The following is a 25,423-nucleotide window of genomic DNA, read 5'->3' on the forward strand; positions in this document are numbered from 1 at the left end:
GATAAATTTAGTCACGGATTAAGGTATTATGATTTAAAACATCCTTGATCGTCGAAATGATGAAGTCGACATCTTCGTCTGTGCATGAAAGAGGAGGAGATAAAGTTAAAATATTGTTATAACCGGCGACGGTGTCCCCGTTTTTACCGATGATCAATCCTTTTGCACGGCACTCCGCAATGATCTTTCCGACACGCTCGTTCGTTGCAGGCTCTTTTGTTTCCTTGTCTTCCACCATTTCAATCCCCATTAAAAATCCTTTGATCCGAATATCTCCGACATGAGGATGGTCATTCAAGTCAGCCAGTTCGTTTTGCAGGCGTTTTCCGAGTTCCGCAGAACGGGCCACAAGATTTTCTCTTTCCATAATTTCCAGGTTTTTCAATGCCAAGGCACAAGCTGCGGGATTTCCGCCAAATGTGTTCACATGCCGGAAGTGGCTGTTTTCTTCGCTCTTTTTAAACGTCTCATAAATATCTTTTCTGACAGCCGTCACGGATAGCGGCAAATAGGCACTTGTCAAGCCTTTGGCCATTGAAATGATATCCGGCTTCACCTTATAGTGCATGTGTCCGAACATCTTGCCGGTTCTTCCAAAACCGCAGATGACTTCATCGATGATCAACAGTACACCATACTTATTGCAGATTTCCTGAACTTTCTCCATATACACCGGATGCGGGATGATTACGCCACCGCCAGTGATCAGCGGTTCCATAATGATCCCGGCAATCGTTTCTTTTTGCTCCCAGATGATCTTTTCTTCAAACTCCTGCGCTTTTTGGATGTTGAACTCCTCTACGGACATCCCTTCCGGCCTCCTGTAGCTGTCAGGCGGTGCAACATGTAAAAATCCGGGTACCAACGGCTCGTATTTATATTTCCTTAACGCCTGGCCTGTTGCGGATAATGCACCCATGGAGCTGCCGTGATAGGCGCGGTAACGCGAGATGAATTTAAATCTGGACGGTTCGCCATTTTGCTGGTGATACTGCCTTGCAATCTTAAACGCAACTTCATTGGCATCAGATCCGCTGTTTGAATAGAAAATCATATAATCGTCATCTAAATATTCATTCAACTTTTCCGCCAGATCGATGGCCGGCTGGTGGCTTTGCGTCATCGGGGTATAAGTCATTTTAATCATTTGATCATAAGCGGCTTTGGCCAGTTCTTCCCTTCCGTAGCCGACATTCACACACCATAGCCCGGACATGCCGTCCAGCACCTTATTTCCTTTGTGGTCCGTCATCCAAGCCCCTTTCGCTTCTGTAAAAACAGTCGGAGGGCTCGCTTCATTATAAGGAGAGATGTGATGCCATACATTTTGGCGGTCTCTTTCTACCAATGTATCAGTTTGGATTGTTGACATAATATAACCCCTTTCCTTTTTGGGCCTGGCCTGCCCGCAGTTGTGCGGGCAGGCCAGGCTGTCTATGTCCATACTTTTATAGATGTTCTGAATTATGGGCGGCAGATCCTCTTTCATTAGATAAAGGCTGTCCCCCTTGTATTAATAAGCGTGTCTCTGCGTAACCATTTTCTTGCGAGTGTAAAATTCGATTCCGTCGCGTCCGTTTGCATGCAGATCTCCGTAGAAAGATTTCTTGTAGCCGGAAAATGGGAAGAATGCCATCGGAGCAGGGACTCCCAGGTTAATCCCAAGCATGCCGGCATCAATTTCTTCCCTGAATTTGCGGATGGCTTTTGCACTGTCCGTGAACAGGCAGGCACCGTTCGCAAAATCGGATTTGTTTGTCAATTCGATTGCTTCATCCAAATCTTTTACGCGGATGACTGAAAGAACCGGAGCAAAGATTTCTTCTTTCCAGATTTTCATATCAGTCGTTACGTTTTCAAAGATTGTCGGACCTACGAAGTAGCCGCCCTCTGACAAAGATTTATCCTTACGGCCGTCGCGGACAAGTGTTGCCCCTTCTTCAATGCCCGATTCGATATATCCGAGTGTTTTTTCTTTATGGGCATCGCGGATGACCGGTCCCAAGAAGATACCGTCTTGCAGTCCGTCTCCCATTTTGATGCTGTCGGATTTTTCAACAAGCTTTTTCACAAGCTCGTCTGCGATGGAGTCAACGGCAACAACGACTGAGCATGCCATGCAGCGCTCGCCTGCTGAACCGAAGGCTGCGTTGAAGATGTTGTTTGCAGCAGAATCCAAATCAGCATCCTCAAGGACGATCGTATGGTTTTTGGCCCCTGCCAATGCCTGAACCCGTTTGCCGTTTGCAGTACCGGTCTTGTATACATACTCGGCAACCGGCTGTGATCCAACAAATGAGACGGCTGGAATGTCAGGATGCTCCAAAATTCCGTTTACGATGTCGTGTGCACCGTGTACGATATTGAATACACCTTCAGGAAGGCCTGCCTCAACCAGGAGCTCGGCCAATCGATTCGCCAAAAGCGGTGTTCTTTCGGACGGCTTCAGGATAAATGTGTTTCCGGCTGCAATCGCAAGCGGGAACATCCAGCAAGGAACCATCATCGGAAAGTTGAACGGAGTGATCCCTCCAACTACACCAAGCGGATAACGGTACATACCGGATTCAATATTTGTTGCAATATCAGGAAGCTGATTTCCCATCATCAATGTTGGTGCGCCTGCGGCAAACTCCACACACTCGATCCCTCTTTGGACTTCACCATACGCTTCAGCAAAGTTCTTTCCGTTTTCGATGGTGATCAATTTTGCCAGTTCGTCCCACTCATTAATCAACAATTGATGATACTTAAAGAGGATTCTCGCCCTTTGCGGAACTGCTGTCTTGCTCCATGTCTTATATGCTTTTTTGGCAGCTTTTACCGCATCTTCCAAATCTTCTTTCGTGGAAACCGGAACACGGGCAAGAGTTTCACCAGTGGCCGGATTTGGAACGTCTTCATATTTGTCCGTCTTTGATTTAACCCATTGTCCATTTATAAAATTTGCAAGCGTTTGCGTCTTTTCGGAAACAGTACTCATCTTTTCATCCTCCTAAGCTTAATATATTAATAGTTGACTCATTCTTCCTTTCACTTCATAATCAATTTTACAGACAATTCCCCCTTAAATCATTAGACATTGTGTAAAATCATCATTCTATTTCATTTAACATATTGGAGGCCGTCGCCATGATGAATGAATTCACATTAAAGGTAAAGGATGTTTTTACAAGGGAACATTTCAGGCATGCTAAAGTGCTTGCCGGATCCGGCGGCCTTGACAGGGTAATCCGGTGGGTCCACGTTTTGGAAGTGGAAGACTTCGGCTCCCTTATTCATGGAGGAGAATTGATTTTAACAACCGGCGTCGGACTCCATCTCGATTTCTCGGCGCAGCTAAAATTTGTCCGGCAGCTGATCGCTTCGAATGCAGCCGGCATCTGCATCGAAAAAGGCCCTTATTTCCAAGAGATTCACGAGGATATTTTAGAGCTTGCCGAAAACAATGATTTTCCTATTATCATGTTCGAAGAGACTGTCAAATTCGTAGACATTACGCAGGAGCTTCATAGTCTGATTATCAACAGGCATCATGACCTGCTGCGCTATCTGGACACCTCTTCGAGAAAGTTTATCGAGTTGTCCATGTCTTCAAACGGCATTTTAAAAATCCTCCATGAATTGTATGATTATTTTCACCGGACAGTCATTTTTGTACCTGTACAGGGAAAATCCTTTCACTACCCATCTGACCAAAAACATTATCACGATCTGATACTGGATTACCTTCGAACTGCCGAAAGTGAGGCCATCTCCCAAAGAATGCTGACGATTGGTGATGAATCATTTGTTTTAATGCCGGTTGAGGGACTTGGCCAAATTTGGGGCTACTTATGCCTTCATGCCGCTGATGAAGCACCGGAGGAATTTCATTTTTTAATTTTGGACAGGGCTGCACTCGCCATTGCCCAAATTCTTTTACGGAACAGGACGATCGAAGAAAGAAAGCAGCATTCCGAGGACAAATTCGTAAGGGCCGTTTTGCAAGGCAGGGATTACGAAAACGAGGAACTGATCAGCCATTTGCCGTTTGCGGGCCCCGACATGAGTTACCGGGTATTCGTCATGGAAATTCAGCCGCCTGACCGGATGATCAGCGAAGAGGAATGGGAGGACATAAAGCTGCAAAGATCATTGATGATGCGGGCGACTTTTAAAAGATTCGATTTCTTTCCCGCTGTGTCGGCAACTAAAGAGGAAATCGCCGTTATCGCGGCATTCCCGGCAAACGCTCCGGAAAAGGCGAAAGATATGCTGGCGCGTTTGATCCAGTACCTTCTGAAAACGAAGGACCAAAAGGCATTGCTGGGAAACAGCAGAATTTATGGGGTTGGGCGGGAATATGATCAGATTGGCCAATTATCGAAAAGCTATTTGGAAGCAAAAGAAGTGGCCGCTCTGAACCACTCAACAATCAAAGAGAAGATGGTCACATTTGACGATATCGGAGTATACAGATTGCTTCTCCCACTGAAAAAAAGCGGTGAACTGTCAACGTATGTAAAAGATTATCTTGGGCCCATTCTGGATTACGATTCCAAGACTGACAGCGACCTTTACGAGACATTGAAAGTCTATCTTGCCTGTGGCGGCTCGAAAAAAGAAGCAGCGGAACAGCTCTATATCGTAAGGCAGACACTTTATCACCGGCTTGAAAAGATCGAGCAGCTGCTTGGCAAGGACTATATGGACTCAAACAGAAGAATCGCCATCGAAACGGCGATTAGGGGTTATGAATTAATCAAGAGATCTTGAATAAAGAGGAAAAACCTTGCTTTAGATTGGCAGATGTTTTTCCTCTTTTTATAATCGGAATGATTAAGTAAAAACGGCCATGATAATAAGTACAATACAAAATCCGATAGAGCGTCACACTTTTTTCATCACATATCCAATTTAAAAGGATCCGCCGCTCCAGATTTTTTCACGGAATTCATTCTAAACAACAACACGATGATTCCAATAAACATCCAGGAAAAGCCCACCGTAATTCCGATGGCATCCATTCCGAATAAAATATTCAAGCAGACAAATACTCCCAATGCCGGGAATAACAAGTGCAGCAAAATATATTTCCCTGAACGTTCCTTTCTTTTAATATAGAATTCCAAAAATACGGAGATATTAACGCAAGTAAATCCAATCAATGCTCCAAAAACCATAATCGAAAAAATGAGTGACAATGGAAGTAACAGAGCTCCTAAATACCCGGTTACAGCCAAAATGATGATGCTGGCATAAGGGCTTTTGTGTTTCGGATGAAGTTTAGCAAAGATCGCCGGAAGCACCCTGTCGCGCCCCATGCCAAACAGAATTCGTGATCCAGAGGATTGCCCAGCTAATCCTGTAGCAATACCAGTTAAAGCGATGATGACAGTACAAATAGTAGCTAATCCGCTGCCGCCGACAGCCGTGGCAATCTCAAAAAAGGCTGTATCGGGAGATTGGAAGGAATTAAAATTCGGAGCAACCAAGGTTGCAAAATAAACTTGCATAATATAGAAAAGTGAAGCAAACAACAAAGCAATCACCGCTGCTCTGCCAACTATATTCCCGGATTCCCTTGAATCTTCCGCCATTGTCGTAACCGCATCAAATCCTAGGTACGATAAAACAGCAATGGAGGCACCCGCTATTAAAGCGTCCATTGAAAATGTGCCTGGGTTAAAGATTCCTGCGATTGAAAAGAGACTTCCAAACCCGTCAGTACGCACAAGGCTTGACATCGCAAAGATAATAAAAATAACTAGACTAAATAACATGGCAGCAGTCATGGCCATATTTACACGAGCTGTAATTTTAGTTCCGTAATAATTAAAAAGAGTGATCGGAACAAAAAAAACAAGCAGCATAATCCAATATGGAACATTTGGGAAAAGTTCCAAAGAAAATAATGCACTCAGCTTGGTCAATAAAATAGGCATCATTAAGTAGTCTAGTAAAATGGTCCAGCCTGCAATAAATCCAACAGCTGGGTGGATAGCGCGTGCCGTATAACTATACGTTGAACCTGCGGCCGGAAAAGCGCTTGCCATTTTTCCGTAACTAGCGGCCGTGAAAATCATGGCAACAAGGGCAACAAGATAAGATAACACGGCATGACCTTGTGAGATCAACGATAATTCTCCAAATAATGTCTGCGCTGATACCGGAGCCATAAAGACAAGTCCAAAGACGACCAAATCTCTTGTTTTAAATACTTTCTTCAATTCGTCGGTGCCGGTATTCGTATCAGCGGGTTGTAAAACCGCTTCAGAGGTCCTGCTAGCTTCCATAATAACACTCCTCTCTTAATCTATTTTCTATAAACTTAATTGAAATCGTTTACACTAAATGAATCGGAAAGAAGCAGCATAACTTAGAAAAAGAGCTGCCCCAAAGGTCTTCTCTGAATTTTTCAATTTTGGGACAGCCCTTTAATCAGTAATTAAAGAACTTTTTGCTCGAATTCCTTAATAGCATCTGACAATATTTCAATAATCGTATCAATATCCTGTTCGGTTGCGATTAGCGGAGGAGCGATAGCAACCGCCTCCATACCAAAGGCAAGTGGCCTTAAAATTAAGTTTCTTTCTCTGCACAGTTCCACAACAGCGGTGGCTGCATGCAAATCAAAATCAAAGCCTTCTCTATTGTCCCGATCTTTAAAGAGACTAATTGCTCCCAACAGACCCAGCGCTCTTGCATCTGCTGTAATTTGGTGATTTTCTTCCAGGTACTTTAATCCTTGGAACAGCTTTTCTCCCAATTTTCGAGAGTTTTCGACCAAACCTTCCGTCTCAAGAATTTCAATATTCTTCAATGCTACTGCGCATGCTGTTGGATGCCCGCTATAAGTAAATCCGTGGAACATCGGGCCGTCCGAAAGCTCTGTCATTTCATCTCTCATTTCACTTGAGAGCATAACAGCACCTAACTGTACATAGCCGCTCGTAATCCCTTTCGCCACACACATAAGATCCGGTACCACATTCCAGTTGTCAACTCCGAACATTTTTCCAGTTCTTCCGAATCCCGTAATGATTTCATCAGTGATCATCAAGATATTTTGCTCATCACATAAGTCACGAACAGCTTGTAAATAGCCTTCCGGTGGTATATTAACCCCGCCTACACCTTGAACAGGTTCCATAATAACAGCCGCTATCGTTTCCGAACCTTCCCTCTCAATAATCCCCCTTAAGCTGCGTTCATAATCCGGATGTGATTTATCTCCTTTTTCACACTCAGTCAGATATGGAATTGCATGCAAAAAGCCAGGCGCAACTTCTGTAATCATATCTTTAAATACCGGAACACCAGTAGCACTTGTAGTTCCCATGGCTACTCCGTGATAGCCGTTTTCTAAGGCGATGATTTTACTTTTTTCCGCTTTACCTTTCAGCTTCCAATAATGCCTTACAATTTTAAATGCTGTCTCATTTGATTCAGATCCTCCAGAAGTAAAGAAGCTGACATCCAGCTTTCCTGGAGCGATCTTTGCCAATTTTTCCGCAAGGCGGATAACATTCTCATGAGATTGATTGAAAAATGACGATGCGTACGAGAGATTCATCATTTGTTCCCTTGCAACTTCAGCAAGTTCTTGGCGGCCATAGCCGACATTCACATTCCACAAGGCCGAGACTCCATCAATAAATTCATTTCCTTGTACATCTGTAATGCGTAATCCTTTCGCACTTTTAAAAATAAGTTCAGGTCCCTCAGCCTGCTGCTGCTTTAATGGAGTGATCGGATGCAGATAGTGCTTCTTATCCAGTTCGCGTAATTCTTCTACACTGATATTAGCTGCTAATGATTTAGTCATTGATAAATTCCTCCCCAAAATTTCTTCTATAAAATAATTTTCGCTGGTGAGGTACGGCTTAAGCGCCGTACCAATCGATAGCATCAGGATTTAAGTCAACCCAGACATGCTTTGTTTCCGTGTACATATCCATCGCCTGGATACCCAGTTCACGGCCGAAACCGCTTTGTTTGGTCCCGCCGAATGGAGCGGCACTGTCTAAGAGGCTGTAAGTATTGAGCCAAACGGTTCCGGATTTGAGCCCTCTCGCCATCCGGTGGCCGCGTTTAATATCGTTCGTCCAAACGCCTGCAGCCAATCCGTAAATCGTGTCATTCGCTTTTCTTAAAGCATCCTCTTCATCCTTGAATCGGATCACGGAAGCGACCGGTCCAAAAATTTCTTCCTGTGCAATTCTCATTTCATTTGATACGTTTTCCAAAATGGTCGGCGTATAGAAAAACCCGTCTCTCGAAGCAAGCCTTTCCCCCCCTGTCAGCAAGTTGGCTCCCTCATCCAGTCCTGCTGCCACATAATCTTCAATTCTTTCAAGCTGTGCTTGTGAAATTTGCGGCCCCATTTGTGTGGCCATATCCAATTGGTTGCCGACTTTGATAGATTTTGCCTGCTTGACAAATGCATCCATGAAATCATCATAAATGGAATCCTGGACAAAGATGCGGGAACCCGCCGCACAAACCTGTCCCTGTGCAAAATAAATTCCGAATGCAGCCATCCTCACCGCATTTGCAAGGTTAGCGTCTTCAAAAATAATATTTGGCGACTTTCCGCCGAGCTCAAGTGACAACGGTTTCAAATGTTGGCTTGCAGCCCGCATAATGAACCTTCCTGTAGCGGTAGATCCTGTAAAAGCAATTTTGTCTATGCCAGGATGTGACACCAGAGCGCTTCCTGCTTCCTTTCCAAACCCGGGAACAACGTTGATGACTCCATCCGGAATGCCAGCTTCCTGGAAGATTTCCATTAATTCAAGCAAGCTGGAAGGTGTCTGTTCAGCAGGCTTAAGAACAATCGTATTTCCGGCCGCAAGTGCAGGTGCGATTTTCCACATGGCAAGCATCAAAGGGAAATTCCAAGGTACCACTGCCCCGATGATACCAAGCGGCTCCCGGATCGTATAATTCAGCCGGTCAGGCGGCGAAGCGAGTGTCTCCCCCTGTACTTTGTTCGCAAGACCTGCGTAAAACTCAAGCACATCGATGGTTGCCGGCAACGCGATGAATTGAGTCTCTTTTATCGTCAAACCGCATTCCCTTGACTCTACCTCTGCGAGGTGCTCAATCTTTTCCCTCATCTTAAGGGCTGCCATGAACAGAAGCCTTCCTCTTTCCCCCGGCGGCATGTTTTTCCATTCATTGGATTCAAAAGCGTTTCTTGCCGCCTGGACAGCGCGGTCGACATCTTCCTTTCCGGCTTCCGCGACGACAGCATTCACTTCCCCCGTCCCCGGATTGTAAGTTTCAAATGTTTTGCCTGAAACGGCATCTGTCCACTTACCCTCGATAAATAGTTTGTATTCCTTAGTCATCGTCAATCTCCCTTCAAAGTGATATTGAATATTGTGAGGATTTAACTTACACTAAATGATAGACCAAAAGACTTACTGGAAACTTACAAAATTTCTTACTTTTAATAGATAGATAAGATATACAAACTTGAGCCGGTGGAACCATCATTTAAAAAAGACAGCGGTTACATAACTTACTGTACAGAGCTATGTTTTACAGACTTTAAAATGAGGGGGAGATAATGATGAATATTGAGGAAAATAAGTTACAAATACCTAATTACTCTCCATCTTTGAAAAGAAAGCGGTTATTCTATGAGCTGGATCAACACAAAAATGTTTCATTGCTGCTGGTTACCGGTGACAGCGGCTATGGAAAAACTATGCTTATTTCCAGCTACATCCGTGAGAAAAATATTCCGGCAGTCTGGTATCAGTTGGGAAGCTCGGACCGCTTTGCCCATATCTTTCTCAGTTATGTGAAAACCGGTATATACAGATACATGGGGATTGACCACTCGCCGCAAATCATAGAAGCAGAGGACGTTGATACTGAACTGGCCGCCGTCGTTTCTAAATTGGCGGACAGAAAAGAGCCGCTGCTGCTCGTCTTTGACGACTACCAGCTTGTAGATCCAAGCCCCGAAATAGAGCCGATCATAAATGAACTGACCCACTCATCCCCGGCAGTGACAGTCATCATTATTAGCAGGGGTCTCCCGCGCTTACCAATAGCCAAGTTGAAAGTGGAACGAAAATATAAAGAACTTACAACTTCCGATTTGGCCTTTACCCTTGATGAAACACGCAGCTTTTTCAATGAGATGAATCAATTGAATCTGGAAGATCAGGAGGTGCAGTTCATTTTTGAAAGAACCGAAGGCTGGATAGCAAGCTATCAGCTTATACTTGGTGTGATAGCGAAAATGAACAGAAAGGAGCGATTTTCCCTCTGGTCCACTTTTCCTTATATGCAGGATATTTATGATTATTTATCAGTAGAAGTCTTGCAGGCACAGCCTGAGGAGGTCAAACATTTTTTATATAAAACTAGCATGCTGTCTGAACTTGATCCAGTAGTGATTAACGAATTTCTTGGCATTGATTATTCAGAGAAAATATTAAGCCGCCTTCTGACCCAGCATTTATTTGTATATCGGGACCAACAGGGAATGATCCGCTACCATAGATTGTTCAGGCAGTATTTGTATCAAAACTATAAGGATCATTTAAAAAATGATTATATGAAGGAACATTTGAGGCTGGCCGCCATATATGAAAAGCGTTACCAACTGATCAATGCCTTTGCCCATTACACAATCGGAAAAGATTACTTGAAAGCAGCCGAAATTATGGGATTGATAAGGGATCTATATAATCCGGTGGAATCGATGTTATTTTTGGACGGATGGCTCGAAGAGATATCCGCGGGCGACTCGTTTGCCAATAATACACTCTTTCTGATCCGTTGCGTACCGCTCGCCACTTTAAAAGAATTGACAACACTCTTTGAAGAAAATATATCTCTCTTAAAGAAAAAGAAAAATGAACTATGGCTTTGCAACCTTCAACACCGCCTTGCCACCATCTATTTGATGCGGGGAGATATTGTGAAAGCCAAACAGCTTTTCAGCGACTCATTGAAGGGTTCCGAACAATTTCACGATCATGCCATGAGTGCACTGAATCTAATACTGATGGCTGAAATATACAGATATTTGGGAAAGTATGAAACAGCAATTGAGCACGTACGAAAGGCCGTTTTCATTTCCGACCGTTATAAGATTAAGCATACGCAAATTCATGCCCTTGACACTCTGGCCACCATCTATCTCGATAAAGAGGAAGTGGATAAGGCTGCCCCTTACATTCAATTAGCCCTGAATATCGCCAAGGAGCATGATAAATCAACCTTGATTTTCGTTTATACTACAATGGGCAGATTATACAGTGTAAAAAACGAAGACGCCAAAGCCATTGAATGGGGAGAAAAAGCAGTCAGTCTTGCTGAAAGCTTCAACAATGACTTTGACAATGGATGGTCCAAGCATGAACTCGGGAAAAGCTATTTAAAAAGCGAAAAATTTGAAGAAGCAAAAAAATGTTTTGAACAGGCCTTTCAAGCGTTCGCCCTTTTCACGCATTACCAGTGCATGGTAGCCATATCGATGTATCATTTATATACCGTTATCGGAGATGAAGCCCAAGCAGAAAAAACTTACACAGAAATAAATAACACATGTGATAAATATGACTTTTATTGGCTTTTAGATAGCTTGGAGCCAAAGGGAGCTACGATGGCACCAGGAGAACAAACTAAGCAGCTCTCCATCCAAACGCTCGGAAGCTTTAAGGTATTCTATGAAAACAGGCCTATTACAATCAAGCGCCAATCAAGTCTGCGCCTATTACAATATTTCATTACACATAGAAACAAAAAGATCGAAAAGGACATAATTATTGATACCGTTTTTCCTGATGGTTCGCTGAGTAATATCGAAAACCATTTCAACGTTTCACTGTCCGTCCTTAGGAAAACATTGGAACCCGATTTGAAGTCCGGGGTCCGTTCCCGCTTTATTAAAAGGTTCGGCAACCAATATTTGTTTGATTCGACTGATGTAGATTTGGATGTAGAAGTTTTTACGAATTTGACGAAGGATAACAGCGACCGTGATATAAAGAAATTAGAAAAAGCCGTTATGCTTTTCCAGGGAGACTATTTTGAAGAATATCCGTATGAAACGATGCTTGAGAGTGAGCGTGAGCGAATAAGGCTTTTATTCGTAAATGCAAGCCAAATACTTGCCAAGCATTATTTTCAGCAAAAGAATTACCAACAATGTTTTGAGCATTACGAGAGGATTTTGGACAAGTATCCATATCAGGAAAATATTTATTTTGACTATCTTGAACTGCTTTTAAAGAAAAACCTTGTTACCAAAGCAAATAAAGTAGCAGGTGACATGAAGCAGTTTTTTGATGAGGAGATGGGCATATCCGTAAATGATCAAATAAAGGATGTATTTTCCAAATTCAGCGTGCAAATGCACGGTTAATTTCACAAAAACAGCGCCTGGTTTCCATCTGTGACCCAAGTATTTTTTTGTACGTCCACAAATAAAAGGGCCGCCTCACAACATCTTTGAAGGCGGCCCTCATATAGACTGTCTTTTTTCAGGAAAAACTCATCACCTCCGTCATTCTGCTCAAAAAATGCTTTAGAAAACGAGGGGCATCCACCCCAGTACAGACGCGTATTTTTGGCTCACTGTCTTTGTATCCAACCGTATTCCCCGTTTCTTCCCCTTCCGTAATGACACTGACTTTCATAAACTCCGTCTGGACAAAGCCAGGATCGATCACTACTCCCACTGCAAGCGGGTCATGCAGGGCACAGCCACCGATCCCCGGATAAAAAGATTCATAGGCGCCAATATAATGTTCCGTCATATCCGCAAAAAAGTGCGCAATGTTACTGTCCACATTGCGCCATCTGTCCACTTGGGACAACGGCAATAATGTTTCCATCGTAACGTCAAGGCCGACAAGGGTGACAGATAGCCCGGAAGAAAAAACATAATCGGCAGCTTCGGGATCAGCCACAATATTGGCTTCACCATATGGTGTCACATTACCCGGCACATTCACTGCGCCGCCCATGATGACTACATCTCTGACCAAAGGGATGATTTCCGGAGCTTTATTAATGGCGCGCGCCACATTTGTCAGCGGTCCGACCGCTATGATCGTTATTTCGTTAGGGCGGCTTTTAACCTGTTCAATGATAAAGTCCTCTGCAGAGCTGCTCGCTGCGCGATTAGAAGGGGTCGACTGAAGCACATTGCCGAGACCGTCTTCTCCATGCACTATCCGTGCCCATTCAGGCTTTATTCCACGTTTGAAGGTTTGATCGGCTCCTTCATATACCGGAATTTCTTTTCCAGTCATCTCCAAAACAGCAAGGGTATTGCGGGTCGCTTCCTCAACCGGAACATTTCCAAAGCAGGTCGTAAATCCAAGAAGCTCCAATTCCGGAGAGCTTAAGGCATACGCCATAGCCAAGGCATCATCAATCCCCGTATCTACATCAAAAATGACCGGCTTCACATCCACCACCCCCCATCAGTTATCATTTGGATAAATTATTCAAGGCCTCGATGACCATGTCCCAAAATTTTGTATGATCCAGCTTCACTGCAAAATTGACGTTCGGTTCCCGGCCCGTAACCCCAAGAAGATCTACAGCTGTCATTCCGTACGTAAACTCCCCTTTTGTTTCAACATCCACACGGACCCTTTTCGTTTCAACAACGGTGGGGTCTATGCAATAAGCTACGCTGCAGACATCGTGTACAGGCGGATGTTCAAAGCCAAATACATCGAGATAGGTCTCACGGAAAAATTCCAGCAGTTCGCTTACAAATTTTCCTGCGCGGTTTTCGATTTGGGCAATCCGGGAACAAACCTCCCGAGTAGCCAAAGCCTGGTGAGTCAGATCCAGCCCCATCACCGTAATGGGGACGCCGCTGTCAAAAACAACCTTGGCTGCCTCGGCATCTACAAAAATATTAAATTCGGCAGCTGGGGTCCAATTTCCAAATGTGCCGCCGCCCATCAATACAATTTCCTGGATTTTTGATAAAATCGCCGGTTCCCTTCTCATTGCCATGGCGATATTCGTCAGCGGCCCAACTGGAACCAGCGTAATATCCCCGTCGGATTCCATTAATTTTTGAATGATAAAATCCACTGCATGCCCATGTTCTGCTGTCTTTTTCGGTTCTGGAAGCACGGGCCCGTCCATGCCGGAATCACCGTGGATAGACGGGGCGGTTTCACGCTTTCTGATCATAGGCTGGCCGCTTCCTTTAAACACAGGAACATTGGCGATACCGGCAATTTCACAAACTTGCAAAGCGTTTTTCGTCGTCTTTTCCACTTCCGCATTGCCTGCGACTGTCGTAATCCCCACCAGCTCAACATTCGGGTTTCCGGCAGCAAGTAATATGGCGATCGCATCATCATGCCCCGGGTCACAGTCCAATATAATCTTTCTTTTTGCATTATTTTGCATCACTAAAACCGTCCTTTTTATTTAGGTGCCGCCGCAGAAGCAGGTCCTGTAGAAGCTTCGCTCAGCGAATCGATTTGTCTTCCCTGCTTTCGCACCGCATAAACGACCAGGGCCAAAATGGTTACAACGTAAGGCAGCATCTGAACAAATTGGCTCGGAATCGGACTGTTCGGTATTGTTTGAAGGAGGGTTTCCACCGCTTTCGCAAATCCGAAAATCAATGAACCTATCAATATCCCAAATGGATTACGATTTCCAAGCAGCACAACCGCAAGAGCCAGAAATCCGGTGCCCGCAGTCATATCTTTTACAAACATGCCGGTCATTCCCATTGACATGAACGACCCGGCCATCCCGACAAATACACCGCTCCATGCCAATGCGGAATATTGCAATCTGTGTACCTGTATCCCTAAAGAACTTGCCGCCTGGGGCGATTCTCCGATGGCACGCAAATGAACGCCATAAGGGGTCCTGTACAACATGACAAACACAAAAGCGACACATAGCAGGCCTATCCATACCATTAAACTGTGCCCGCTGAATATTTTGCCGAGGACCGGGATGTCCTGGATGAAAGGGATATTCACAACGGGGATCTTATCCAAACCGGATGGATTGAAGCTTCCGGTTGCATCAAAAAACTTGCTCATCAAGAAGATCGTTACACTGGACCCGAACATATTGACCGCAAATCCTGTTATGATAATGTCCACCTTCATTTTTAAATGAAAAAAACCCATTGCGTATGAAAGCAGGACGCAAACAATGACTCCGGAAACGACCCCAACGGACCAGTAACCTGTCACAGAGCCGACAGCAATGGATGTAAAAGCAGAAACAAGCATCAAGCCTTCCAGCCCGATATTGGTCACTCCTGTCACATCTGATATCAGGCCTCCAAGGGAAGCAAGTAAAATCGGAGTAGTAGAACGAAGCAGGATGACAATGATGCTTAAATCGACAATCTGGCTCCATAAACTAGACCACATCTGCTTTCACCGCCTTGTCGCCGGAAATTTTCCCGTTTTTGTTTTTCATAATCGACCTTTGTTTTAAATAATTGAATACAGCCTGTGCGGAGACAAAAAGTACAAGAAGCACTTGAATAATAACTGCCAGTTCCCTGGATACATCACTTTCCGCCTGCATGACCTGGCCGCCCACCTGCAAATAGGCATAGAATACAGCGGCCAGCAAAACAGCGATTGGGTTATTGCGCGCCAGCAGGGCAATGATGATCCCATCGAAGCCCAGATTGATAGAAAAGCTGTCTTTGTATGTTCCGTGGATTCCCATCAGTTCCACGATACCTCCGAGTCCCGCGAGGGCTCCGCTGATCATGACACTCACAATGATAATCCGGCTCGTCTTTATTCCGCCGTACCGGGCAAACTCTATGTTTTGCCCTACAAGGCGCATCTCATAGCCCAGCCTCGTTTTATAAAGCATCGTATAAACGAAGATGACGGCGGCAATGGCGATGAAAATTCCATAATGGACCGGAAAAGTTCCCGATATTTTTCCCAGCAGAATATCCTTATCGAAAAAGGGCATTCTCGCAAATCCGCCGCTCTCCGGGTCCTTGAAAACATTATTGATCAAATAAGAAGTAGAAATGATAGCCACATAGTTCAGCATCAAAGTTGTAACAACTTCATTTGCATTCCATTTGGCTTTTAGATAGCCGGGGATAAAGCCAAAGACGGCGCCGCCCGCCAAAGCAAAAAGGAAAATGACAAGTATATGGATCATGGCGGGCATACCTTGAATATATGTGGCTGCCAATGCTCCCACAAATCCTCCCACATATAGCTGCCCTTCGGCACCCATGCTGAATATGTTCGTCTGGAACACAACTGCCAAAGCCAGACCCGTAAAAATGAGAGGCGTTGCTTTGTTGACGATCGTACTGATGTTGAACGGGCTTGAAAAAGGACCGAGCACAAAAGATGAAATAGCCGCAGCCGGTTCTTCACTGACAAAGAAAATAATGACGAACCCGCATAGGACAGCAAAGAATACCGCACCTAAAATACCGATTATGTCGAGGAATAAAAATTGCCTTTTATTCATGCGCAGCCACCTCTTCATCCGCTCTTTTAATACCGAGCATGTAATATCCGATTTCCTCTTCCGTCAACTCCTCGGTATTATCCAATAATGCCACCAGTTCCCCGTTATACAACACTCCAATACGGTCGCTTAGACTGGTAATCTCGGACAGTTCCGCCGAAACGAGCAATACCGCAGTGCCTTCATCCCGTTTTTTAATAATTTCTTTGTGTATAAATTCAATCGCCCCGATGTCCACTCCCCTTGTTGGCTGGGCGGCGATGAGCAGCTTCGGATTTTTGGCCATTTCCCTGGCAATAACGACCTTTTGGAGATTTCCCCCGGAAAGCGAGCCGGCCAATGCTTCTTCACTGTCCGTGCGAACGTCGTACATCTTTATATATTTTTTGGCGAATTCCTTCAATTTCTTTTTATTTAAAAAGGGTCCTGTCCGAAATTGGGGGTCATTGTAAATGTCCAGAATCAAATTTTCTTCAATCGTCGTTGTCAGACAAGCACCCGTTGTTTGCCGGTCTTCAGGAATATGCCCTATTCTCATGTTCCGGATCTCCCCGATGCTTTTGCCGAGGATATTTTCATTCAAATAGAGCACCTGCCCGCTGCTGGCTTTGGCAAGTCCGGTGATCACTTCAACCAATTCCCTTTGGCCGTTTCCTTCTACACCCGCGATGCCCAGAATTTCACCGCCCCTGATTTTCATGGACACATTATCGAGCAGCTTTAACCCTTTTTCGTCTGTAACTGAAACATCCCGAAGCTCCAAGATCGTATCTTCCGGCTCTTTCTCCTGCTTTTCAACCCTGAATAATACATCCCTCCCTACCATCAGCCGTGATATTTCTTCCTGATTTGTCTCTTTTGTAACGAGTGTTTCGATCGTATTGCCAGCTTTCAATACAGTAATGCGATCTGAAATTTCCATTACTTCCCTCAGTTTATGAGTGATGAAAATGATCGTGTAGTTTTGGCCGGCAAGCGATTTGATTGATTCAAACAACTCGTCTGTTTCTTGCGGCGTCAGCACAGCGGTCGGCTCATCCAAAATGATGAGCTTCGCTCCCCGGTATAAAACCTTCAGGATTTCCACCCGTTGCTTCTGTCCAACGGATATGGATTCCACTGATTCATCAGGGTTGAGCTTAAAGCCGAAACGGCGAATCAACTCTTGGATTTCTTCCTTCTCTTTTGTCCTGTCACGGAACAAATGAAGAAACCCTTTTCTCGGTTCATCACCCAAAACGATATTTTCTGAAACGGTGAGCGACGGAGCAAGCATAAAGTGCTGATGAACCATTCCAAGACCTTGGCTGATAGCATCTCGCGGCCCATTGAAACGGACCTTTTTACCTTTGAAAATAACTTCGCCTTCTGTGGGAGTTTCCAGCCCGAAAAGAATTTTCATAAGTGTTGATTTTCCTGCTCCATTTTCACCTACAAGAGCGTGGATCTCCCCTTCTTGAACTTCCAGATTCACCCCTCGATTCGCAACAGTTCCATTGGGGTACACTTTATGAATGTTTTTCATTTCCAACAATGCAGCCATGTATGAACCCCCTATTTTAGAAAAGCCGGGACGGTTTTCCCTTGTCCCGGCCCATTCATGCAATGTATTATTTCAGGGTCGATTTTACTTCTATTTCGCCGTCGGCGAGCTTCTTCTGGATATCTTCCATCTGGTCGCGGATCGACTGAGGGACATGCTCATTATAAAGGTCATCCTGTGCAAGCCCGACACCTTCTTCTTTAACACCAAGTTCCTCGTGTGTTCCAAAAGGCAATTCTCCCGCCTGGAACATTTCCAGAGCGCGGAACGTCGAAATGTCCAGGTTTTTCATCATGGACGTCAGGACGCTTCCTGGATGAATATCGTTTTGGTTGCTGTCCACACCGATGGAATAGACGCCTTTTTCATTTGCTGCTTCCAATACACCGAGACCGGCTGCTGCCGCAACCTGATAGACAATATCGGCTTTTTGCGAATTGATTTGTGAAAGGGTCAGCTCCTTCGCTTTGGGAGCGTCTGCAAAGTTACCGATAATAGAAGAAACGACTTTAATATCCTTATCTACATAATGCGCACCTTGTTCATAGCCTGATTTAAAATCATTAATGATGGGGATGTCCATTCCGCCAACAAATCCGATCACCTTTTCAGGATTCGCGCCTTCAAGTTCATCACTCGTTGTCACCAGCCCCGCGAATGCACCGGCAAGAAATGATCCTTCACTCTGGGAGTATGTCATGGAATAAACGCTTGGCTGGTCTACAACATCATCAAAGAATATGAATTTTTGATCCGGATATTTTTGCGCCAATTCGTCCACCATTTCTACTGTTTGGCTTGTCCCGACCAAAATGACATCATACTTGCCGCTTGAGACCATCGATTCAATTCCGGCGTGCCAGTCACCTTGATTCGTTCCGCCTTCAATAGTTTTAACCTTATAGCCCAGTTCTTTTTCCGCCTGATCCACTCCGCGTTTTACTGAGTCAAAGAATGACTTGTCACCGAGTGTAGCGTTTACATAATAACCCACGGAAAGTTCGCCGCCTGAATCTCCGCTGCCGCCTTCTTTGCCGCTGTCTTTTTCACCGGATGATTTATTTCCGCCGCACGCAGCCAGAATGAGCACGATACTGATAAAAATGGCAAAAAGCAATTTGGAATTAGATGTTTTCCTCATATCCGACGCCCCTTTTCATTTTGATTTTTTCAAGAAACTGCAAAGTCTCATCCAAATCAGGCATGGATGCTTGGGCTCCTGCCCGGGTTACAGTTCCATTTGGTCCTCCTGCTCATGATTCTCTTTTGATGAACCTGTGTTCCAGAATCAAGTTTTTTGCTTTGGGCCTCACCCCTTTCTTATTCGGAAGATTATAAATATTTTTAATCATTTACTTAAAATGAATAATACCACATTCATATTTTTTTACACAACCTTTATGAAAAAAAAGCAAATGAAAATAACCCCTGCAAATAAATTTGCAAGGGTAGCAAAAGCCCGCACCATTGGAACAGGCTTGCACTCTTATAAAACCTTTCCCAAGAAAGCTTTCGTCCGTTCATGCTGCGGGTCGGAAAAAAGCTTTGCAGGTTCATTTTCTTCGACGATATAACCATTGTCCATAAAAATGACGCGATCCCCGACTTCCCTGGCAAAACCCATTTCATGTGTGACAACAACCATTGTCATCCCGTCTTTGGCGAGCTGCTTCATGACTTCGAGGACTTCACCGACCATTTCAGGGTCAAGCGCTGATGTCGGTTCGTCAAAAAGCATGACCTTCGGCTCCATTGCCAGCGCCCTGGCAATGGCTACACGCTGCTTCTGGCCACCGGACAAAGAATCAGGGTAGACATCCGCTTTATCGGCCAAACCGACTTTATGAAGGAGGTCCATCGCTATTTTATTTGCTTCCTGTTTTGAAATTCCTTTGACATTGATCGGGGCCATCGTAATGTTCTCCAAAACGGTTTTATGTGGAAACAAGTTGAAATGCTGGAACACCATGCCGACATCTTTGCGGATTTCGTTGATGTCGGTTTTTTTATTAGTAAGATCTTTCCCTGTCACATATACATGGCCGCCCGTTACAGACTCAAGGAGATTCAGGCAGCGGATGAAGGTAGACTTTCCTGATCCTGAAGGGCCGATGACAACGACGACTTCCTGCGGTTTCACTTCCAGTGATATATCTTTGAGCACTTCATTGTCTCCGAAGGACTTTTTCAAATTTTTCACAGAGATCATTCAGTCTTCATCCTCCTTTCAATGAAGTTCATCAAGTAGGTCATTGATAAGGTAAGGATCAAATAAATGATTGCCACTGTAATGTAAGGTTCCCATACACGGATATATTGCCCTTGCGCGGCACGCCCCCAATACATGAGCTCAGGTGCCGCAATGATCGCTGCCAGCGAAGTTTCCTTCAATAATGAGATGAATTCATTTCCGAGCGGCGGGATCATTCGTTTAAAGGCCTGCGGTAAAATAACAAGCTTCATTGCCTGCCTATGGGTCATCCCCAGAGAACGAGCTGCTTCCACTTGCCCTTTATCAATCGATTGAATGCCGGCCCTGAAAATTTCCGCCATATAGGCCGCAGAATTGAGAGCCAGAGCAATAATGGCAGAAACAATCGGGTTGGCAGGGCTCATAAACAAAGGCACAACGCCGAAATGAATAAGAAGGATTTGTACTAAAAATGGAGTTCCCCTAAAGAAGTTGATATACCAAATAAATGGCAGACGGACCCATAGCCTGTCGGCCATTTTTCCAAGCCCGATCAAAAGTCCAATAATCAGCCCAAGTGCTACCCCGGCAACTGTCAGTCCCAGCGTCAACAACGTTCCTTTTATAAATAAAGGCAAATAATCTAATATAATATCATACCGAATGTTCATTGGGTGTCACCTTTCCTTGTTTGCCTGTCCAATGTCAATAGCTAAAAAAACCGGCTATCCGCAGGTGAACACCATTATTGGACAGCCGTATTGATATTCTAAAAATAAGAAAGTGTAAAGTACATTAAGCCTTCTCTCCATAACGAGTGTGTCCAGCTCCAGCGCCTATCCCCGCAAGGATCAAGCCGCTTCCCTGTGGTGGCTGAAAAGCTGCCTCCTCGGGAAGCGTCTTGCTTGCCCGCGCTGAGCAAGGCGCTTGCGCTTTTCTTATTTCTCAGCCGCTTTCTTTAAAGCCTCGACATCCGGCTCTTTATCAAACCATTTTTTATAGATCTCAGCATATTTTCCGTTATCTATTACAGTGTTAAGTGCTGAGTTAAACTCATCTACTAGTCCGCTTCCTTTCGGAAAAACAATTCCGTAATATTCTGACTCGAATTCTTCATCATCCGTGACAGTTTGAATTCCTGCATCAGGGTTGTTTTTTTGATACTCCAATGCAACTGCAATGTCCGTTACGGCAGCTTGGACGTTGTCGCCTTGCAATGCCTGGAACATGAGAGCGGCAGTTTCGTATTTGGAAATGTCAGGAGAATTTTTTCCTGCCACTTTTTCAGCAGCGAATTGGCCGGTAGTACCGTTTTGAACTCCTAATTTTTTCCCTTTCAAGTCTTTCGCCGTTTTTATATCCACTTTACCTTCTTTGAAAGCGATCATTGTTTTTGATTCAAAATATGGGTCTGAGAAATCGTAAGATTCAACTCTCTCATCCGTAATGGTGACGCCTGCCATACCGATATCCAGCTGCTTGCTTTGAAGGCCTGCAAACATGGCATCCCAGCCAGTGTTATCAATTTTCACTTCATATCCGGCTTCTTCAGCTACCGCGTTCAACAAATCTACGTCGAACCCTGTCACTTCGCCCTTTTCCATAAATTCGAAAGGCGCAAATGTTGCTTCTGTACCAACATTCAATACTTTCTTTTCCTCAGTTTTTGCTCCGCCTTTATCTGCTGAATCTTTTTCAGCCCCGCCGCCTCCGCATGCTGATAAAACAAGAGCAGATCCTGCAATAATGGAGAATAATGTTTTCTTCATAGATGTTTTCAACTGTATGCCCCTCTTTCATTTGTGCAATTCGTATAATTGATTGAGATTTCGGTATTTCTTACTATTTAAGAATAGCTTGTAACGAACTTATAATCAATGATTTTTATGCATTTTTATACAAAAACTTTATTTTCATATAATTCCTTATTATCAAAAATAAAAATATGTTTTTTCTGTGAATGCAGCTGTCTTCTCTTTTCCTATTATTTACGGTTCGAAAGAGATATACTCTTCCAAAGATGTTAAAATAAAGAAAAGGAGGCGATTTTTTATGGATTTGTCTTACAAAAATATTCTAGTTGCTGTTGATGGATCAAAACAAGCGGAGTGGGCATTTAAAAAAGCCGTACAGGTTGCCAAAAGAAACAATGATGCAAAGCTGACTCTCATCCATGTTGTCGACACAAGATCATATGGTGCTGTTGAGGCGTACGATGTCACCATGGCTGAAAGGGCAAGAACATACGCTGAGGAGCTTCTGGCAGGATACAAGAAAGAAGCTGAAGCGGAAGGCCTGACGAATGTTGAGACGTTGATTGAACATGGCTCGCCGAAAGTCGTCATCTCCAAGCAGGCAGCCAAAGATTTGAATGCTGACTTGATCGTCTGTGGAGCTACAGGACTGAATGCTGTAGAGCGCCTGCTCATCGGAAGCGTATCCGAAAACATTACTCGTTCTGCCAAATGTGATGTCCTCGTTGTCAGAACGGAAGTTGAAGAGTAATCGCCATAGCGCCAGTCCCTGTTAGAGTTGGACAGGCCAACCCTATGAAAAGAGCGTTATCCCGTAAGGGAAACGCTCTTTTTTTATATAAGCTTTTTCGCTTGTTCCAATTGAATTTTGACCTGGTCAAATCCTGTTCCGCCGTATGAGTTTCTCCTTCTAACCGCTTCTGTCGGTGACAGCACGCCATAAACATCATCGGAGATTTCACCGCAGGCTTCCTTGAATTCTTCCAGAGTCAGATCCAACAAATAGCAGTTCTTGTTGATACAATACAACACAAGCTTCCCGACGATTTCATGCGCTTCACGGAACGGGATTCCTTTTGCCGCCAGATAGTCTGCCAGCTCGGTAGCATTAGAAAAGTCCTGATTGACCGCTTCTTCCATGACATCTGCCTTAACCGTCATCGTTTCAATCATTCCCGCAAAAATTTTCAATGAACCGACCATCGTATGGACTGTATCAAACATGCCCTCTTTGTCTTCTTGCATATCTTTGTTATAGGTCATAGGCAAACCTTTTAAAATCGTCAGCATGCTTAGGAGATTTCCAAAGACCCTTCCGCTTTTTCCACGAATCAGTTCTGCCATATCAGGGTTTTTCTTCTGCGGCATGATGCTGCTTCCGGTCGCATACGTATCGTCGAGTTCGATGAAGCTGAATTCTTTGCTTGACCATAGGATGATCTCTTCAGCCAGTCTCGTCAAATGAGTAATGGCCAAAGCTGAGTTGCTCAAAAATTCCACGATGAAATCTCGGTCGCTCACAGCATCCATGCTGTTTTCATATACACTGGAAAAACCGAGCAGCTCCGCTGAATATTGGCGGTCGATCGGGAAAGTTGTCCCTGCAAGAGCACTTGCACCCAGCGGAGAAATATCGATTCTTTTCAGGCTTTCCTCAAAGCGCTGTTTATCGCGTTCAAGCATCCAGAAATAAGCCAGAAGGTGATGGCCGAATGAAATAGGCTGCGCCCTTTGCAAATGTGTGTAGCCAGGCAGAATGGTTTCCACATGTTTCTCTGCCTGCCCAACAAGGGCAGCTTGCATTTCCTTGATATGAGCAATGATCACTTGCACCTGTTTTTTCAAATATAAATGCATGTCGGTGGCCACCTGGTCATTACGGCTTCTTCCTGTATGAAGCTTGCCGCCTGCCGGGCCGATTTCATCAATCAGCATCTTTTCCAGATTCAAGTGGATATCCTCTTCAGAAACGGAATACTCCAGTTCCCCTGCTTGCGCTTTTTCCTTCAGCTTCAAAAGGCCGGCTTGAATCAGCTCGCTTTCATCCTGTGTTAAAATGCCTGTCTTGCCGAGCATTTTCACATGAGCAAGCGAACCTTCGATATCTTCCAAGACTAACTGCTGGTCAAAGGAGATGGAGGCCCCAAACTCCTCGATCCATTGCTCTGGCGTCTTGGAAAAGCGGCCTCCCCATAATTTTTTCATTGTTTGACTGGATCCTTTTTATTCACAGAGCTGTGGACTTCAGTCGGCAATCCCCAGAGCTTAATGAAACCGACAGATGCAGATTGATCGAACTCGTCTTCTGATGTATATGTCGCAAGTTTTTCGTCATACAGTGAGTTCGGTGATTTTCTTCCTTCTACAATCGCATGGCCTTTAAACAGTTTCACACGGACAGTGCCGTTGACATACTGCTGTGTTTCTTGAAGGAATGCTTCAAGAGCTGGTGTCAGCGGCGAGAACCATAAGCCATCATAAATCATTTCCGTTAATTTTTTGCTGATGACAGGCTTGAAATGACCGATATCTTTTACAAGCGTCAAGTCTTCCAGCTCTTTATGCGCAGTCAGCAAAGTGATTGCTCCAGGGCATTCGTACACTTCACGGGATTTAATGCCGACAAGTCTGTTTTCGACATGGTCGATTCTTCCGACGCCGTGTTTTCCGGCAACGGAATTCAAGTGAAGTATCAGGTCGCTTAAAGTATATTTCTTGCCGTCGATCGCAACTGGAACACCTTTTTCGAATTCGATTTCGACCACATCAGGCTGATCCGGTGTATCTTCAAGGGCTGCTGTAAGATCATAGGCATCTTCCGGAGGAGCTGTCCAAGGATCTTCCAAGATTCCGCATTCGTTGCTTCTTCCCCATAGGTTTTGATCAATGGAGTATGGGCTGTCCAAATCGATTGGAATCGGAACACCTTTCTCTTTCGCATATTCAATTTCTTCTTCGCGTGACCAGCTCCAGTCACGGACAGGTGCCAAAACTTCCAAGTCAGGATTCAATGCTTTGATGGAAACCTCAAAACGCACTTGGTCGTTTCCTTTACCTGTACAGCCGTGGGCTACTGCATCCGCGTTTTCCTTTTCGGCCACTTCGACCAATTTTTTGGCAATCAATGGTCTGGACAAAGCGGAAACAAGCGGATATTTATTTTCATACATCGCATGTGCCTGCAACGCCGGAAGCACAAAGTCCTGGGCGAACTCTTCCTTCGCATCAATCATGTAGCTCTTTGTTGCTCCCATGTCCAAAGCTTTTTCTTTCACGAATTTCAAATCTTTGCCTTCCCCGACATCAAGACAGCATGCAATGACTTCATACCCTTTATCAATAAACCATTTAACTGCAACCGACGTATCCAACCCGCCGGAATAAGCAAGAACAACTTTCTTTTTCACAAAAAACCCTCCGTTTTGGAATGTATTATTATACATAAAAATTAATTTTTAATCATTT

19 protein-coding genes are annotated in these 25,423 nt (G+C 44.5%); 3 read left to right on the forward strand and 16 right to left on the reverse strand.

Features of this window, described 5'->3' with window-relative positions; genetic code table 11:
- Positions 1-7: 7 nt before the first annotated feature.
- Positions 8-1,372 (reverse strand): aspartate aminotransferase family protein, encoded by a 1,365-nt coding sequence (locus D4N35_RS12540; protein WP_120074218.1) that lies wholly within the window; start codon positions 1,370-1,372, stop codon positions 8-10.
- 141 nt (positions 1,373-1,513) lie between these two features.
- Complete coding sequence (locus tag D4N35_RS12545; protein WP_120074138.1) at positions 1,514-2,983, reverse strand: CoA-acylating methylmalonate-semialdehyde dehydrogenase; 1,470 nt, start codon at positions 2,981-2,983, stop codon at positions 1,514-1,516.
- A 149-nt stretch (positions 2,984-3,132) separates the two neighbouring features.
- Here D4N35_RS12545 and D4N35_RS12550 point away from each other — a divergent pair, with 149 nt between their 5' ends.
- Positions 3,133-4,758 (forward strand): PucR family transcriptional regulator, encoded by a 1,626-nt coding sequence (locus D4N35_RS12550; RefSeq protein WP_120074140.1) that lies wholly within the window; start codon positions 3,133-3,135, stop codon positions 4,756-4,758.
- 128 nt (positions 4,759-4,886) lie between these two features.
- Here D4N35_RS12550 and D4N35_RS12555 read toward each other — a convergent pair whose 3' ends face one another.
- The 3 genes from D4N35_RS12555 to D4N35_RS12565 form a co-directional block, all read right to left on the reverse strand.
- Entirely contained in the window at positions 4,887-6,278 is a 1,392-nt protein-coding gene (locus D4N35_RS12555) for an APC family permease (protein ID WP_120074142.1), read from the reverse strand.
- Between the two features lie 152 nt (positions 6,279-6,430).
- Complete coding sequence (locus D4N35_RS12560) at positions 6,431-7,810, reverse strand: aminotransferase family protein (RefSeq protein WP_120074144.1); 1,380 nt, start codon at positions 7,808-7,810, stop codon at positions 6,431-6,433.
- 58 nt (positions 7,811-7,868) lie between these two features.
- Positions 7,869-9,338, reverse strand: a complete 1,470-nt coding sequence (locus tag D4N35_RS12565; protein WP_120074146.1) for an aldehyde dehydrogenase family protein — start codon at positions 9,336-9,338, stop codon at positions 7,869-7,871.
- A gap of 221 nt (positions 9,339-9,559) precedes the next feature.
- Between D4N35_RS12565 and D4N35_RS12570 the strand changes: the two genes are divergently transcribed.
- On the forward strand, positions 9,560-12,376 hold the full coding sequence (locus tag D4N35_RS12570; protein ID WP_120074149.1) for an AfsR/SARP family transcriptional regulator: 2,817 nt from the start codon (positions 9,560-9,562) through the stop codon (positions 12,374-12,376).
- A 118-nt stretch (positions 12,377-12,494) separates the two neighbouring features.
- Here D4N35_RS12570 and D4N35_RS12575 read toward each other — a convergent pair whose 3' ends face one another.
- The 9 genes from D4N35_RS12575 to D4N35_RS12615 form a co-directional block, all read right to left on the reverse strand.
- Positions 12,495-13,427 (reverse strand): nucleoside hydrolase, encoded by a 933-nt coding sequence (locus D4N35_RS12575; RefSeq protein ID WP_120074151.1) that lies wholly within the window; start codon positions 13,425-13,427, stop codon positions 12,495-12,497.
- A gap of 22 nt (positions 13,428-13,449) precedes the next feature.
- The gene (locus D4N35_RS12580; protein WP_120074153.1) at positions 13,450-14,394 is read right to left on the reverse strand and encodes a nucleoside hydrolase; all 945 of its coding nucleotides are present in this window, start codon (positions 14,392-14,394) and stop codon (positions 13,450-13,452) included.
- Positions 14,395-14,411: 17 nt separating this feature from the next.
- Positions 14,412-15,386 carry an ABC transporter permease gene (locus D4N35_RS12585; protein WP_120074155.1) on the reverse strand — a complete coding sequence of 325 codons (975 nt, stop codon included), beginning with the start codon at positions 15,384-15,386 and terminating at the stop codon, positions 14,412-14,414.
- The gene (locus D4N35_RS12590) at positions 15,376-16,470 is read right to left on the reverse strand and encodes an ABC transporter permease (RefSeq protein WP_120074157.1); all 1,095 of its coding nucleotides are present in this window, start codon (positions 16,468-16,470) and stop codon (positions 15,376-15,378) included. The genes D4N35_RS12585 and D4N35_RS12590 overlap by 11 nt, the downstream gene beginning before the upstream one ends.
- Positions 16,463-18,013 (reverse strand): ABC transporter ATP-binding protein, encoded by a 1,551-nt coding sequence (locus D4N35_RS12595; protein ID WP_120074159.1) that lies wholly within the window; start codon positions 18,011-18,013, stop codon positions 16,463-16,465. Before D4N35_RS12595 ends, D4N35_RS12590 begins: the two co-directional genes overlap by 8 nt.
- Positions 18,014-18,080: 67 nt before the next feature.
- The gene (locus tag D4N35_RS12600; RefSeq protein WP_120074161.1) at positions 18,081-19,154 is read right to left on the reverse strand and encodes a BMP family ABC transporter substrate-binding protein; all 1,074 of its coding nucleotides are present in this window, start codon (positions 19,152-19,154) and stop codon (positions 18,081-18,083) included.
- 345 nt (positions 19,155-19,499) lie between these two features.
- On the reverse strand, positions 19,500-20,222 hold the full coding sequence (locus D4N35_RS12605; protein WP_120074164.1) for an amino acid ABC transporter ATP-binding protein: 723 nt from the start codon (positions 20,220-20,222) through the stop codon (positions 19,500-19,502).
- Positions 20,219-20,875, reverse strand: a complete 657-nt coding sequence (locus D4N35_RS12610) for an amino acid ABC transporter permease (RefSeq protein WP_120074166.1) — start codon at positions 20,873-20,875, stop codon at positions 20,219-20,221. Before D4N35_RS12610 ends, D4N35_RS12605 begins: the two co-directional genes overlap by 4 nt.
- A 267-nt stretch (positions 20,876-21,142) precedes the next feature.
- Positions 21,143-21,985 (reverse strand): basic amino acid ABC transporter substrate-binding protein, encoded by an 843-nt coding sequence (locus tag D4N35_RS12615; protein WP_120074168.1) that lies wholly within the window; start codon positions 21,983-21,985, stop codon positions 21,143-21,145.
- Between the two features lie 271 nt (positions 21,986-22,256).
- Between D4N35_RS12615 and D4N35_RS12620 the strand changes: the two genes are divergently transcribed.
- Positions 22,257-22,709, forward strand: coding sequence for a universal stress protein (locus D4N35_RS12620; protein WP_120074170.1), 453 nt, complete (start codon positions 22,257-22,259; stop codon positions 22,707-22,709).
- 83 nt (positions 22,710-22,792) lie between these two features.
- Here the strand turns inward: D4N35_RS12620 and argH are convergent, their stop codons facing one another.
- Together argH and D4N35_RS12630 are read right to left on the reverse strand one after the other, a co-directional pair.
- Positions 22,793-24,163, reverse strand: a complete 1,371-nt coding sequence (gene argH, locus D4N35_RS12625; RefSeq protein ID WP_120074172.1) for an argininosuccinate lyase — start codon at positions 24,161-24,163, stop codon at positions 22,793-22,795.
- On the reverse strand, positions 24,160-25,401 hold the full coding sequence (locus tag D4N35_RS12630) for an argininosuccinate synthase (protein ID WP_120074175.1): 1,242 nt from the start codon (positions 25,399-25,401) through the stop codon (positions 24,160-24,162). The genes argH and D4N35_RS12630 overlap by 4 nt, the downstream gene beginning before the upstream one ends.
- Positions 25,402-25,423 lie beyond the last annotated feature (22 nt).

This window comes from Siminovitchia fortis (genome assembly GCF_003605365.2).
GTDB lineage: Bacteria > Bacillota > Bacilli > Bacillales > Bacillaceae_C > Siminovitchia > Siminovitchia fortis.

Coding starts and splice junctions, on each gene's coding strand:
- D4N35_RS12590 (WP_120074157.1), bottom strand. CDS start 16,470: ATGAATAAAAGGCAATTTTTATTCCTCGACATAATCGGTATTTTAGGT.
- D4N35_RS12540 (WP_120074218.1), bottom strand. CDS start 1,372: ATGTCAACAATCCAAACTGATACATTGGTAGAAAGAGACCGCCAAAAT.
- D4N35_RS12585 (WP_120074155.1), bottom strand. CDS start 15,386: ATGTGGTCTAGTTTATGGAGCCAGATTGTCGATTTAAGCATCATTGTC.
- D4N35_RS12545 (WP_120074138.1), bottom strand. CDS start 2,983: ATGAGTACTGTTTCCGAAAAGACGCAAACGCTTGCAAATTTTATAAAT.
- D4N35_RS12550 (WP_120074140.1), top strand. CDS start 3,133: ATGATGAATGAATTCACATTAAAGGTAAAGGATGTTTTTACAAGGGAA.
- D4N35_RS12620 (WP_120074170.1), top strand. CDS start 22,257: ATGGATTTGTCTTACAAAAATATTCTAGTTGCTGTTGATGGATCAAAA.
- D4N35_RS12605 (WP_120074164.1), bottom strand. CDS start 20,222: ATGATCTCTGTGAAAAATTTGAAAAAGTCCTTCGGAGACAATGAAGTG.
- D4N35_RS12580 (WP_120074153.1), bottom strand. CDS start 14,394: ATGCAAAATAATGCAAAAAGAAAGATTATATTGGACTGTGACCCGGGG.
- argH (WP_120074172.1), bottom strand. CDS start 24,163: ATGAAAAAATTATGGGGAGGCCGCTTTTCCAAGACGCCAGAGCAATGG.
- D4N35_RS12595 (WP_120074159.1), bottom strand. CDS start 18,013: ATGGCTGCATTGTTGGAAATGAAAAACATTCATAAAGTGTACCCCAAT.
- D4N35_RS12600 (WP_120074161.1), bottom strand. CDS start 19,154: ATGAGGAAAACATCTAATTCCAAATTGCTTTTTGCCATTTTTATCAGT.
- D4N35_RS12610 (WP_120074166.1), bottom strand. CDS start 20,875: ATGAACATTCGGTATGATATTATATTAGATTATTTGCCTTTATTTATA.
- D4N35_RS12570 (WP_120074149.1), top strand. CDS start 9,560: ATGATGAATATTGAGGAAAATAAGTTACAAATACCTAATTACTCTCCA.
- D4N35_RS12560 (WP_120074144.1), bottom strand. CDS start 7,810: ATGACTAAATCATTAGCAGCTAATATCAGTGTAGAAGAATTACGCGAA.
- D4N35_RS12565 (WP_120074146.1), bottom strand. CDS start 9,338: ATGACTAAGGAATACAAACTATTTATCGAGGGTAAGTGGACAGATGCC.
- D4N35_RS12555 (WP_120074142.1), bottom strand. CDS start 6,278: ATGGAAGCTAGCAGGACCTCTGAAGCGGTTTTACAACCCGCTGATACG.
- D4N35_RS12630 (WP_120074175.1), bottom strand. CDS start 25,401: ATGTATAATAATACATTCCAAAACGGAGGGTTTTTTGTGAAAAAGAAA.